Source organism: Cyanobacteria bacterium GSL.Bin1, assembly GCA_009909085.1.
Lineage (GTDB): Bacteria > Cyanobacteriota > Cyanobacteriia > Cyanobacteriales > Rubidibacteraceae > Halothece.
The window spans coordinates 1-13,449 of the sequence record JAAANX010000099.1; the positions used below are offsets into that span (position 1 = coordinate 1).

The 13,449-nt window shown below is 44.8% G+C and carries 14 protein-coding genes; 11 read left to right on the forward strand and 3 right to left on the reverse strand.

Translation table 11 applies throughout. From position 1 onward, the window contains the following. The 7 genes from GVY04_13035 to GVY04_13065 form a co-directional block, all read left to right on the forward strand. Positions 1-572 (forward strand): acetyl-CoA carboxylase biotin carboxylase subunit (locus GVY04_13035; protein ID NBD17024.1); only part of this gene is annotated, 572 nt, incomplete at its 5' end. 24 nt (positions 573-596) lie between these two features. Continuing rightward, positions 597-1,652: a thiamine phosphate synthase gene (locus GVY04_13040; protein ID NBD17025.1), complete on the forward strand. Its 1,056-nt coding sequence runs from the start codon at positions 597-599 to the stop codon at positions 1,650-1,652. Continuing rightward, positions 1,645-1,872, forward strand: coding sequence for a thiamine biosynthesis protein ThiS (gene thiS / locus GVY04_13045; protein NBD17026.1), 228 nt, complete (start codon positions 1,645-1,647; stop codon positions 1,870-1,872). The genes GVY04_13040 and thiS overlap by 8 nt, the downstream gene beginning before the upstream one ends. Positions 1,873-1,920: 48 nt before the next feature. Beyond that, on the forward strand, positions 1,921-2,817 hold the full coding sequence (locus tag GVY04_13050; protein ID NBD17027.1) for a DUF1517 domain-containing protein: 897 nt from the start codon (positions 1,921-1,923) through the stop codon (positions 2,815-2,817). Between the two features lie 5 nt (positions 2,818-2,822). Further along, a complete protein-coding gene (mrdA, locus tag GVY04_13055) occupies positions 2,823-4,643 on the forward strand; it encodes a penicillin-binding protein 2 (protein ID NBD17028.1) in 1,821 nt (606 codons plus the stop codon). A 144-nt stretch (positions 4,644-4,787) separates the two neighbouring features. Further along, complete coding sequence (locus tag GVY04_13060) at positions 4,788-5,156, forward strand: rhodanese-like domain-containing protein (GenBank protein NBD17029.1); 369 nt, start codon at positions 4,788-4,790, stop codon at positions 5,154-5,156. A 186-nt stretch (positions 5,157-5,342) separates the two neighbouring features. Beyond that, on the forward strand, positions 5,343-6,164 hold the full coding sequence (locus GVY04_13065; GenBank protein ID NBD17030.1) for a prepilin peptidase: 822 nt from the start codon (positions 5,343-5,345) through the stop codon (positions 6,162-6,164). A gap of 23 nt (positions 6,165-6,187) precedes the next feature. On the opposite strand, the gene GVY04_13070 is transcribed toward GVY04_13065, so the two are convergent. Then, a complete protein-coding gene (locus GVY04_13070; protein NBD17031.1) occupies positions 6,188-7,237 on the reverse strand; it encodes an extracellular solute-binding protein in 1,050 nt (349 codons plus the stop codon). Positions 7,238-7,523: 286 nt separating this feature from the next. On the opposite strand from GVY04_13070, the gene GVY04_13075 reads away from it, so the two are divergent. Next, positions 7,524-8,198 carry a Fe2+-dependent dioxygenase gene (locus GVY04_13075; GenBank protein ID NBD17032.1) on the forward strand — a complete coding sequence of 225 codons (675 nt, stop codon included), beginning with the start codon at positions 7,524-7,526 and terminating at the stop codon, positions 8,196-8,198. Positions 8,199-8,523: 325 nt separating this feature from the next. Next, a complete protein-coding gene (locus tag GVY04_13080) occupies positions 8,524-9,369 on the forward strand; it encodes a bacteriorhodopsin (GenBank protein ID NBD17033.1) in 846 nt (281 codons plus the stop codon). 99 nt (positions 9,370-9,468) lie between these two features. Here GVY04_13080 and GVY04_13085 read toward each other — a convergent pair whose 3' ends face one another. Next, a complete protein-coding gene (locus tag GVY04_13085; GenBank protein NBD17034.1) occupies positions 9,469-10,314 on the reverse strand; it encodes an alpha/beta fold hydrolase in 846 nt (281 codons plus the stop codon). A 141-nt stretch (positions 10,315-10,455) separates the two neighbouring features. On the opposite strand from GVY04_13085, the gene GVY04_13090 reads away from it, so the two are divergent. Then, positions 10,456-11,880 (forward strand): MFS transporter, encoded by a 1,425-nt coding sequence (locus GVY04_13090; GenBank protein ID NBD17035.1) that lies wholly within the window; start codon positions 10,456-10,458, stop codon positions 11,878-11,880. Between the two features lie 495 nt (positions 11,881-12,375). On the opposite strand, the gene GVY04_13095 is transcribed toward GVY04_13090, so the two are convergent. Then, positions 12,376-12,636 (reverse strand): helix-turn-helix domain-containing protein, encoded by a 261-nt coding sequence (locus GVY04_13095; protein NBD17036.1) that lies wholly within the window; start codon positions 12,634-12,636, stop codon positions 12,376-12,378. A 490-nt stretch (positions 12,637-13,126) separates the two neighbouring features. On the opposite strand from GVY04_13095, the gene GVY04_13100 reads away from it, so the two are divergent. Further along, complete coding sequence (locus tag GVY04_13100) at positions 13,127-13,363, forward strand: hypothetical protein (protein ID NBD17037.1); 237 nt, start codon at positions 13,127-13,129, stop codon at positions 13,361-13,363. Positions 13,364-13,449: the final 86 nt, after the last annotated feature.

A 13,449-nucleotide genomic window follows, 5' to 3' on the forward strand; every position in this document is an offset into this window, starting at 1 on the left:
CCGTGAAAGCAGCCCAGTCCATTAACTATGTCGGTGCAGGAACAGTAGAATTTCTCTTGGATGCTCATGGTCACTTCTACTTCATGGAAATGAATACCCGCATTCAAGTGGAACATCCGGTAACAGAGATGGTAACTGGTTTGGACTTAATTGCTGAGCAAATTCGCATCGCGCAAGGGGAAAAGCTCAGTCTTCGACAAAAGGATGTGGAAATTCGGGGACACGCCATTGAATGTCGGATTAACGCCGAAGATCCGGATCATGATTTCCGCCCGCAACCGGGACGGATTAGCGGCTATCTCCCTCCTGGCGGACCGGGTGTTAGGATGGACTCCCATGTTTATACAGATTATGAAATTCCCCCTTATTACGATTCTCTGATTGGGAAATTAATTGTTTGGGCACCGACGCGGGAAGCAGCGATTAAGCGCATGAAACGAGCCTTGAGAGAGTGTGCCATTACCGGTGTTAAAACGACTATTAGTTTTCATCAGAAGATTTTAGAAACACCCGCTTTTCTAGAAGGGGATGTTTATACCAACTTTATTCAGCAGCATTTGATTAAGCATTGAAACTTATTGTTCCATTCTCTAATAATGACTGAAACGAAACCCGCCTTTTCTCCTGATCAGCAAGCAACTTACCGCATTTTAGATGCCAACTTGGATCGCGCTCGCGAAGGCATCCGGATTATTGAAGAATGGTGCCGTTTTGCTTTAGACAATCCTACCTTGGCACAAACTTGTAAAGCAATGCGTCAAACTTTGGCCAAGTGGCATACCGAAGCAATCCGTTCGGCTCGCAATACGCCGGATGACTGTGGAACAACGCTCACCCATCCCCAAGAAGAAAGGCGAGACAGCGCGCAACAAGTCCTACATATTAACCTTGCACGAACCCAAGAAGCCTTGCGCGTGTTGGAAGAATACGGCAAACTCTATCATCTAGAAATGGGCAGTCATTGCAAACAACTGCGTTACCAAATCTATACCCTCGAAAGTCATCTGTTTGCTCAATCTCCCCACGGGAAACTTAAAGCAGCCCAACTCTACCTCGTCACTTCGCCAACCCCCAATCTCGTGACGATTGTGGAAGCAGCTCTGAAAGGGGGGTTGCCTTTGGTGCAATACCGCAATAAAGAGGCTGATGATAGTGTGCAAATTAATGAAGGGAAAAAACTCTGCGAGCTTTGTCATCAATATGGGGCACTCTTTTTAATGAACGATCGCGCTGATTTAGCCCTTGCGGTTGGCGCAGATGGCGTTCATCTCGGACAACAAGATCTCCCCATTGCCGTTGCTCGTCAAATTATGGGACCGAATAAAATTATTGGCCGTTCCACAACGAATCCGCTTGAGATGGCGAGCGCGATCGCGCAAGGAGCCGATTATGTGGGGGTAGGACCGGTTTACAAAACACCAACTAAACCGGGTAAAGCCCCTGCTGGCTTGGATTATGTGCGCTATGCTGCCAAGCATTGTCCTCTCCCTTGGTTTGCCATTGGGGGCATCAATACTGATAACATTCAAAGCGTTATCCAAGCCCAAGCGCACGGGGTTGCTGTCGTTCGTGCCCTGATGTCAGCAACGGATCCCGAAAAAACCACAGAAAATCTTTTGTTATCGTTTAAAGATTCCCCTCACCATGCCTAACGACACCATTACCCTCACCGTCAACGGCGATCCGGTTACTTGTGCCTCACAAATGCCAGTGATTGAAGTGATTACCCAATTGAACTATAATCCTCGTCTGGTTGCTGTGGAATATAACGGAGAAATTTTGCACCGTCAGCACTGGTCAGAAACTGTCGTTGAGGACGGAGACAAATTGGAAATTGTAACCATTGTCGGTGGTGGTTCTTGCCAAAATTGAGCATGATCGAAAGTAGATGATAAATAATCAATGAATCGAAGCAGAATTATGTTCCAGAACATTTCGTGGAAACGTTTCCTCAAATCGTTTTTTCTTGTTGCCCTAGCGTTCATCTTTGTTTTTAGTGATGTCAGTGGTGCTTTAGCGGCTCGTAGTGGCGGGCGAATTGGTGGCGGCGGTTTTCGCGCCCCGAGTCGCAGTGCGCCTGCGCCAAGAGGCGGGAGTCGTCCTGGTGGCGGTATTGGCTTTCCGTTCCTGTTGCCGTTCTTTGGCTTCGGCGGTTTTGGCAGTATTTTCACCATTCTCATTTTCTTTGCCATTGCCAACTTCTTAGTTAGAAGCTTCCAGAATGCGGGTTTTGGCGGTGGCGATGGCACGGCAACTGCTAATCCGAAAGTGACGGTCTCAAAAGTACAAGTGGGATTATTATCCGATGCCAAAGACTTGCAAAAAGAGTTAAATGACCTGGCGCAACGGGCTGATACAGGTACTGCTGCCGGTCGGGCCATGGTTTTACAAGAAGCCACCCTTTCTCTATTGCGTCATCCCGAATATTGGGTCTATGGAAAAACGGAAGCAAATGTGTCCCAGATGGACGCAGCAGAATCGCAGTTCAACCGCTTTGCCCTTTCCGAACGCAGTAAGTATAGTGAAGAAACCCTCTCGAATGTGGAAGGAATGTCGAGACAAGAGCAAAGTGAGGGCAGTTCTAGTGAAACCCCAGCAGAATATATGGTCGTTACGATCCTTGCTGGTGTCCAAGGAAAACTCGATCTGCCTAACACCAACAGTGCAGATGATATTCGTCAGGCCTTGCGCCAATTAGGGAGCACCGGCAGTGAAAATCTCTTAGCCGTCGAAGTCATTTGGACGCCCCAAGCAGAAGAGGATACCCTCTCCAATGATGACCTCTTAGCTGCCTATCCGGACTTAAAACGTCTATAACTCCCATGGCAAGTCCCCTTCCTTCCCCACCTTCGAGGAAATATCGCAAGCGCGGTAAAGGTAAGGGCAACTTATCGGCAAGAAGTCGTCAGCGTCAATCTCGTACCGTAGGACGACAATTCCGTCCTGCGGTCTTGTTACTGGCAATCACTGCCTTATTATTAGGGGGAATTGGTTCCCGTTTAGCTTATTTACAACTGGTCCAAGGAGAACGGAATCGCCAACTTGCGGAAAATAACCGGATTCGCCTTTTACCCAAGCCGCCAGTTCGAGGGAATATTTTAGATCGGAACGGAAAAATTTTGGCGGATAGTCGTCTCTCCTACTCAGTTTTTATTTGGCCCCTTGCCAAGGCAGAACCGAACTGGGACGACACGGTCAAGCGGTTGGCAGAAATTTTAGAACTATCAGCCCCAGAAATTAACCGTCGGGTGGAACAAGTGCCAGAGAATTCCCCTTCTTTGGTTCGCATTGCCAGAGGGTTAACCCCAGAACAAGTAACGGCAATTGAGGAGTATAACTACAAGCTAATTGGGGTCGAACTCGATATTGAACCGGTACGTGACTACCCCAATGGCGAAGTGGCAGCCCATATTTTAGGGTATACCGGCGAGATTACTGGAGAAGAATTAGCGCAAGATGAAACGGGGGAATATCGCCTGGGGGACGTTATTGGGCGTATGGGTGCAGAAGCCGCCTTTGAAAAGCAGTTGCGAGGCGAATGGGGGGGTCAGCAAGTGGAAGTTAATGGGGCTGGGCGTATCCTTCGCATTTTAGGGGAAAAAAGGGCAAAATCTGGCGGGAATGTGACGCTCACTCTCGATTTAGAATTACAAAAAGCAGCAGAAGCAGCGCTTGGGGATAGAATTGGCGCGATCGTGGCGTTAGATCCCAATACGGGTGGTGTTTTGGCGATGGCAAGCCGTCCTACCTTTAACCCCAATATTTTCTCTAGTCGCATTACACCGGAAACTTGGCAAAAATTGCAAGCCAAAGATAATCCCTTTGTCAATCGCGCGTTACGCGGGTTTCCGCCGGCGTCTACTTTCAAAATTGTTACCGCAACCGCAGGGATGGAATCCGGAAAATATCCACCGAACACCGTTTTAAATACCTATGCCTACTTAAACGTAGCTGGCGTTCGCTTTGGAGAATGGAATCGAGCCGGCTTTGGTCCAATGGGTTATGTGCAAGCCATGGCTTGGAGTAGTAATACCTTTTTTGGACAAATCGGTCGCGGTGTTGGGGGAGAAGTTTTAATTGATTGGGCGAGACGCTATGGGTTTGGCACAGAAACGACGCTAGAACTCCCAGCAGAAACCTCAGGCTTGATTGCAGATGCCGCCTGGAAACAAGAACGATTTGATTGGGGGTGGTCAGCGGGAGATACGGTGAATATGTCCATTGGACAAGGCTTTACCCTCGCAACGCCTCTACAAGTGGCGGTAATGTTTGCTGTTCCTGCGAATGGGGGCTATCAGGTCAAGCCTCACCTCCTGAAAACAGAAGGAAATAATGAGCAATGGCAAGTTTCCATGAATCTCGAACCTAGTACTGTTAAAATCTTACGTCAAGGTTTAAGAGCCGTGGTCGCCAGTGGAACTGGAACTGCCCTGAGAGTTCCTAATTTACCTCCTGCTGCAGGTAAAAGTGGCACAGCAGAAGCTCCTCCCGGTAAATCTCATGCTTGGTTTGGTGCGTTTGCCCCTCATGATAATCCTGAAATTGTCGTCGTTGCGTTTGCGGAACATTCCGGTGGCGGTGGTGGTTCGGTTGCTGCACCGATGGTGCGACAAGTGCTGGAAACGTATTTTAACCGGGATTAGAAAGAGAAAAAACCGTTCGTATAGATTATTATAACTTCCTTACTACTTTGGATAGATTTTGTCAAAGGTTACGCAAGGAAAAGTTGCAAAATGTAAAAAAATTGTTACATTGTAAACAACAGCTATTTAAGAGGCATTAGAATTATGGTTTCTGGATTATTTCCTCAACCCGCTTCATTTAAAGAGAAATCTCGCGTTTATGATCTCAAAAGTCGTCTCGATTGGGGCGAACCTGCTTTAACAATTATTGATGTACGTGACCGTGCTTCATTTAACGAAGCTCATATCATGGGTGCAATTTCTTTCCCCAGTGAAGAGTTAGTGGCTCGTACGGAAGCCAGTTTAGAGCGCGATCGCGACATCTACATCTATTCTGACACTGACGAAGAAACAGCAGATGCTGCAGCAGTGCTCAGAGAAGCCGGTTTTGAACGTGTTGCTGAATTAACCGGTGGTTTGGGCGCGTGGAAAGCAGCAGAATATCCTGTAGAAGCTACTTCCACCGCTGCCTAAGTTTTCTGATATCACCTATTCATCTCTCTCTCTAGACTAGAATAACACTGTTTCCCGCCTGACCAGGTGGGTTTTTTTGTGGTTATTACTGAGAGCAGTGTAGCACGGTGACATTATACAATTGACGTTACAAATAAAATCATTGTTACTTCTGTTGTTTGTCCGACAGAAACGAACCAATTATCAATGGACGTTGTTTCTAATTTTATTGTCAGTAGTTTTGTTTTTGTATTGGGAGCTGCAATTGGTAGTTTCTTAAATGTCGTTATTTATCGCATTCCTGCCCATTTATCATTACTATATCCGCCATCACGTTGTCCGGTTTGTAAACATAAATTAGGTAAAACGGAAAATGTTCCGATTGTGGGTTGGCTCTGGTTACGTGGCAAATGTCGCCACTGTCAAACGTCAATTTCTGCTCGTTATCCCATTATTGAAACGGTCACTGCTCTGTTGTTTGTTATCGTTTATCTTCAGTTTGGATTTAGCCTTGCTACGCTGGCCTACTGGGTACTTTTAAGTTGGCTTTTAGCCTTATCCCTGATTGATTTTGATACAATGACCTTGCCGAATCCGCTGACTCAATCGGGACTCCTGGTTGGCTTAGGCTATCAAGCCGTAAGCGGTTGGAAGGGCGAGAGTTTAAACACTACCGTTTCGGAACAGTTGATGCTGGGAATTGTGGGTGCGGTCTTAGGAATTTGGCTGTTTGATATTATCACTTTTGTTGCTTCCGGCATTCTGGGAGAAACAGCAATGGGGGGAGGAGATGCGAAACTCGCGGCAATGATGGGGGCTTGGCTAGGTTGGAAACTGTTGTTAGTGAGCTGTTTTCTGGCTTGTGTTGTCGGTGCCGTGGTTGGCGGTAGCGCGATCGCGCTTGGGATTCTTAGTCGGCGGCAGCCGATGCCATTTGGTCCATTTTTAGCGTTAGGCGGCGCGATCGCAATTTTTTATGGGGAAAGGCTGATTGCTACTTATGTGACTGTCTTCTTTCCGACTTTTTAGTCGATTACCCTTGCTGATAGCAACTATGCCCAGCCAGCGCGATCCATAATTTTAACCGCTAAAGGATTATTGCTTCCCAGTTGAGAGACATTCACTTGATCTTCCTTGAAATCGCCAAAGCGAGCAATGACAGGATCTAGCGGAACATTGGGCACTACAGGATACTCACTATTACTTTGAGCAAAAATAGCTTGCGCCGGCGGGCTAACTAAATATTCTAAGAAACGGATTGCTCCCTCACGATTCGGTGCTGTATTAATCACGCCACCCCCGCTAACATTAACATGAGTGCCGCGTCCTTCTTGGTTCGGGAACAAAACACCAATCCTGTCAAAAATTTCCGGATTACCAGCAGAACGACCGGGTGCAAAGCGAGCAAAGTAATACGTATTCGCCACTGCCAGATCAGCAATCCCAGAAGCAGCCGCTTTAATTTGATCCATATCACCACCACGAGGCGGACGTGCCATATTTTCAACAATTCCTCTGCACCATTCTTCTGTTGCTTCTTCGCCTAAGTTAGCAATGAGAGAAGCGACTAGAGACTGATTATAGACATTGTTAGAAGAGCGAATCGCAATGCGATCGCGCCATTTAGAAGACGCTAAATCTTCATAGGTTGATAATTCCGAGGGATCCACCTGAGTGTTGTTATATAAAATAACCCGCGCCCGTTTCGTCAAGCTAAACCACAAACCATCGGGATGACGGAGATTTTCGGGAATACTCCCCTCCAAAACTGGAGAAGACACCGGGGCAAAAATACCCGCTTCTTCTGCGCGCCACAAACGAGCAGCATCCACTGTAATTAACAAATCAGCCGGACTATTACGTCCTTCACTTTGAATTCGAGAAATCAGTTCATCGGCATTTCCTTCCAATAGATTCACTCGAATCCCAGTTTGATCCGTGAAATTTTGATAGAGAAGTTCATCCGTATCGTAGTGACGTGAGGAGTAAAGATTAATCTCTCCATTTTGAGCATAGCTTGGTTTCGTTTGAGCCAGCTGGCTGACTGTAGCAGCAGCAGTTGCAGTTCCCGCACCAATAAAAAATCGTCTCGTAAATTTCATCGATTAAGTATCTACTGATAAACATCAACTGAAAAATTATTGCATCTAATGACGGAATCCACAAGTAGACCGGTGCCAGAGGGAAATAAGCAAGGAGTCAGAACAATTAGAGGCAAAAATTATCCTTTTTCCTTGAACCTTATAAGCTTCTGTTATATCCAGACTTGAGCAGGAAAAATCAGGCTGATCGCAAAAGGATGAGTGTCGGACAATGTTGCGAGGGTCAAAGTTGATCCCTTAAACTTAAAAGGCAATTTTTATAATTGATAATCTTTCTTATTCAGTTATGATTCTCTGTATAGATCATGTTTTAACCTCAGAAGAGTTACACGCTATTCACTCCTCCCTCAAGAACGCCGAATTTGTAGACGGTAAGCTCACCGCAGGCTGGCACGCCAAACAAGTCAAAGAAAACCAGCAACTATCAACGAAGGATAAAGTTGCCAAATCCGTGAAAGAAACCGTGACCAAAGGGCTTTATCGGAGTCAGTTATTTCGGATGGCAGTCAAGCCCAAAAATATTCGTTCGCCCCTAATTAGTCGCTACGAAACGGGAATGTCTTATGGTACTCATGTTGATAATGCTTTAATGGGTCAGGGTAGCGATTTAATGCGGTCTGATGTGTCTTTTACCCTGTTTCTCAATTCTCCAGAAGAATACGAAGGGGGAGAATTGGTCATGGAAACGACACAGGGAGAACAGTCCTTTAAACTCGATGCAGGCGCAATGATTACCTATCCTTCTACAACCTTACATCGGGTCGAACCGGTAACGAAGGGAGTCCGTTTAGTGGCGGTCAGTTGGGTGCAAAGTTTGATTCGTGACCCAAATGAACGTGAGATTTTGTTTGATTTAGAAACAACCCGTCAAGCCATTTTTTCTAAATATGGTAAAACCAAGGAATTTGATTTAATTGCGAAAAGTTGCGCCAATTTATTACGAAAATGGACAGAATTTTAGAATTTGAGAAGGTTTAAAAAAAGATGACTCCAGATGCTTTATCTAAAAAGCGGTGCTTTCCTGTTTTCAGCTAGTACAATTAACTGAGTTTTCTGAATGAAAACACTCTGTTTAAGCCCTGAAAAACTAATGTCTCGCGTTAAATGACTTTTTTTTACCCTTTGGGAGATATATTATAACAACTTCTTTTCAGTAGTAACCATCATTTTTTAGGGATGTATTTTCTCCTTAGAACGTCTTTCATAAGAGGGAGGGAAAAGGCATTAAGTTTCATTAAATTGGAATTAATCGCGAAGCAAGATCAGTGAAAAATTAAGAGTCAATTATGAATAGTTACACTTTGGCAGCAACGCCAGAATTGCTGAGCGTCGAGCAGTTTAACTTAGTTTACAACGCATTTTCTCTAACCATCGCAGCGATGCTAGCTGCTGCTCTATTTTTCTTTAATAGTAAGCAGTTGGTTGGCACTCGCTATCGAGTCGCTGTCATTATTTCGGGTCTCATTGTCAGCATTGCAGCTTATCACTATTTCCGTATTTTCAATAGCTGGGAAGCTGCTTATGTCCTCGAAGATGGCAACTATGTCGCCAGTGGGCAAGTGTTTAATGATGCCTATCGGTATGTGGACTGGCTGTTAACTGTTCCTTTACTGTTGATTGAAGCAGTAGCGGTTCTCGGTTTACCTAAGCAAACCTCACGCCCTCTGTTTATTAAGTTAGCCGTGGCGGCTGTGTTAATGATTGCCACCGGCTATCCGGGTGAAGTCGCTGAAACCATTCAAGGACGCGCCATTTGGGGAGCAGTCAGTACCGTTCCTTTTGCTTACATCCTGTTTGTCCTGTGGTTTGAACTCAAAGATGCAATTCAGCGCCAACCGGAACAAGTACAAACCCTGATTTCAGGAATGCGTTGGTTAATTCTTGCCTCATGGGGCGTTTATCCCATTGCTTACCTACTCCCAGAAATCGGGATTACAGGACCAGTGGCGACAGTGAGCGTCCAAATGGGTTATACCGTTGCCGACTTACTCGCTAAACCCGTATTCGGCTTACTCGCGTTCTCCATTGCTCGTATTAAGTCACAAGCTGATGCTGCAGCAGAAGATGGGAATGGGTCAGGATATGATAGCCCAACCCAAAAACCCGTGGCAGGCACAAAAGCTACTGCCTAACCATTACCTTCTTTAGTTAAGTCAAGAGACAAGGGGATTAAATCCTCTTGTCTTTTTTGATTTTAATTGATCAATAGCGCGATCGCTGCCCAAAAATATCTAATTATTACTATTTCCTAAAAATTCCGCAACGGTGTGATTAAAGGTTTCGGGTTCTCCTAAAAACGCCCAATGATTGCCTGGAATAGACGCAATTTCTAACTGCTTTAAATACTTATGATAAGGCTTCAGTTGCCATTCCATACGATTGAGTCCCTTTTCTGGAAGAATGAGGAGTGTGGGAATATTTAAAGGATGGGTTAAGCTATCGACGCGCATCACTTCCTTAAAAATGCCATTACGGGCAGGAATTGTAAACTTACTGCCCCAACAACCCTCTGATTTTTGTTCTAGATTTGCTGCAAAAACCGCTTGTTGCAGATCATTCCACGGCTGATATTTGCCCAAGTTACGCGCTTGGGTTTCCGCTTCTTCATAACTGGTAAAAGGTCCCATTCCTTTGAGTGTGGAAAGGGTGCGATAGAGAATGGGAAAGGTCATCTTCAGCCAACTGGGAAGTTTGCCAATAAAAAAGGGATCAACCAGAATCATCCGCCGAAAACGCTGAGGATTTTTTTGTGCCCAGTATGGGATTAATTTTGCTCCCCAAGAATGCCCTAAAATATCGGCAGATTGCCAACCGAGAGTATCACATAAGGCTTCTAAATCTCCAATTACTTCTGGAAAGGTGTAATGATTTTCATCAGGTTTACTACTTTCACCGTGACCGCGTAAGTCTGGGGCAACAATATGGTAGTGTGGTGCTAATTCTTTGCCCAAACTGGACCAGACCAGGGCTTGATCGGCTAAACCATGTAAGAGCAGCAAAGGGGATTTTTCTGGATTGCCCCATTCCAGATAAGACAGTTTAATTGTTGCAAGGGGGAGCGTTTTGCGATTTGACATTTATTTTATTAATCATTAGTCACTAGGGAAAAGGATAAAGGGTAAAGGGAACTAGAAAGTCCCTTTCTCTCTAATCCAAGGGGTTAATGGGTCACCCCCTGATAATTAATTCTGATCAATCTGTAGCCAACCTTGACTGATATGGATTATCCTCAATTATCGTCCGAGAAAAGCACTCCGATTAATTTATCCACAAAACTCGGTTATGGTGTGGGTGAATTTGCCAGTGAAATAACCGGTAGTGTCTTAGTCTTTTTCTTTCTCTTTTTTCTCACTAACGTTGCGGGCTTAAATGCTGGATTAGCGGGAACTGTTATCCTCGTGGGAAAAGTTTGGGATGCGATTAATGACCCAATTATTGGTTGGTTGAGTGACCGCACTCAGTCGCGGTGGGGACGGCGTTATCCTTGGATGATGATTGGGGCAATTCCCCTAGGGATCAGTTTTGCCTTGTTGTGGTGGATTCCTGGAGTTGAAAACCAAACCGGATTATTTATTTATTATTGCGCGATCGCGCTGCTGTTTCATATTGCTTTTACTGCCGTTGTTTTACCCTATGCGACCCTGGGTGCAGAACTAACGGAATATTATGATGAACGCATCAGCTTGATTAGCTACAAAGCCGGATTTAGCATTGGCGGGAGTATTCTCGGATTATTAATTGCCCAAGGAATTTTTAGCTTAATTAACCATCCTGAACAAAAATATTTAGTGGTAGGGTGCATTTGTGGCGCGATCGGAGTTTTATCCGTTTACTTGTGCGTTTGGGGTACCTATCAACGGTTTCACTTCCTACAAAATAAACGTAAACAGGTTTCTCGTCCAGCGATGCTTCCCATTCACCAACAAGTGCGCATTGCTTTGAGTAACCGCCCCTTTTTACTGGTTGTGGGTATTTATCTCTGTTCTTGGTTGGGAGTACAAGTAACAGCAGTGATGTTACCTTACTTTGTCGTCAACTGGATGCAACTCCCGGATCGTCACTTTACTCAAATGGCATTAGCGGTACAAGTCACGGCATTATTAATGACAGGCTTTTGGAGTTATTGGGGACACCGTTGGGGCAAGCGAAAAGTCTATTGTGTGGCGATTCCATTAACATTAATTGCCCAAGCCGGCTTATTTTTACTACAACCGGGTCAAGTGATCGCGATGTATGGCATTGGTATTTTAGCGGGTGCGGGATTAGCCGTTGCTTATCTGATTCCTTGGTCGATGTTACCGGATGTCATTGACTTCGATGAGTTACAAACCGGACAACGGCGGGAGGGGATTTTTTACGGATTTGTGGTGCAATTGCAGAAAATCGCGATCGCGATCGCGCTGTTTATGGTAGGAAAAATCCTCGATTTTTCTGGATTTATCTCCTCTAGCAGTGAACAAGCAACTACAATAACCCAACCGGATTCAGCGTTACTTGCCATTCGTTGGTTAATTGGTCCGATTCCCAGCTTAGTTTTAATTGGTGGCTTGATTTTTACCTATATTTATCCCATTACCCGGGAATTTCATGAAGAGATTCTATTAAAACTTACGGAACGCCACCGTCGTTTCAGTGATCAATGACCAGTGAGGGACGCATTGCGCCCTGAACAGAATTAGGAGAAACTGTGACTTTAGAAGTAAAAAAAAACCGGCGAAGCCATCCATCGTGCTCAAACTGAACCGATAAAAAAAGGTGGGCAATACCCACCTTATCGTGTGCTGATAACTGCTTACCAGTTGAGCGTTACTCAGTGTACGCTTCCATTCCCACACAGGAACAGACTAAATTGCGATCACCGAAGGCATTATCAATCCGTCCAACACTGGGTCAGAATTTATAATCCCGTAACCAGTTAGTCGGATACGCTGCTTTTTCCCGAGAGTAAGGACGTTGCCAATCATCCCCAATTAGCATTTCATGGGCATATCGTCTTCATCTTTGTATAAAATAACTTGTCTTGTGTGCTCACTCATCAGTGCAAACTCTTTTCTATGACTTACCAGTCGGACTAACTACCATCGCGATCGCGCTCTAAAATAGAACAAAGAACGAAAAGCACGGTGATTGATCAATTCTTAGGCGACAGATTTCGCATTCACATCCCATCCTGGAAAAACTAGCACTGCTGGATGACATTTCAAAACACGAGCAATGATTTTGGCACGTTCTACATCTAACTCAAGTTGATCATCCTCGATTGCGGAAAGAGTGGACTCTGGAATTCTTGTTAAGTCTGCTAGCTCATTTTGGCTTAGTTCTTGCAACTCTCGCAAAATACGAACAGATTCCCCAGGCGATACTTTAATGTTAGGTTTAGCCGATTGATATTCACTCATTTGCGTCTATAGTCGTAGGCAGTTAAATCAACTACTTGTACAACAACCTCCTCTGGTAAAATTTTATTATTTACAATTAAGAAAAGGAAAGCTAGATCGCGCACATTGAATCAGGCTGCACCATAATTGAGTGTACTGGTGTTTGAAAGGATAAAAGTTAACGTGGAAGGATGACATGAATTTCCAACAAAAACATCAATAGAACCTAGCTTGATTAGGCGTTTCTTGTTACTCTTTAGGCATGGGGAGTAAATTTGAATTAATTAATTGGCAACCTAAAAGAGATTGAAGTTATTGCCGTCAATTTGTCAATCCGCGAACTACGAAGACTGAAAGATCAATTTGGTGGTCGGCGATGGCGAAAACTGAAAGGAGTTGGGCTAGTTCGATTTCCCAATGGGGAGGTTCGTCAAGCAGAGTTGCACTGGTATGAGGCGCACGGAGTCGGTCGGCGCAAAATGAAAGTTAAGCGTATTTTGGAATAAGACCAATGGATACAATAGGATTAAATTCTCAATTTGCCATCTGCATTACAAGGGAAAAAGACGAGGACTTAGAAGTCTGGAAACTTTATCGTATTCTACCCGATCAAAAGGCTAGTGAAGTTGGATGTTTGCGAGTGATTGATGAATCTGGAGAAGATTATCTCTATCCGCAGAGTCAATTTATCCTTGTGGAATTGCCAGAAGCAGTTCAAGAAAAGTTACTTACCTCAATTGAAGAATAGTTTTCCCGAACTATTCATTTCAGTTGAGCAATGCCACCCGAAAAATGTTTACTCAAAGACTGTTCCTCAAGAAAATCTAAAAGAAG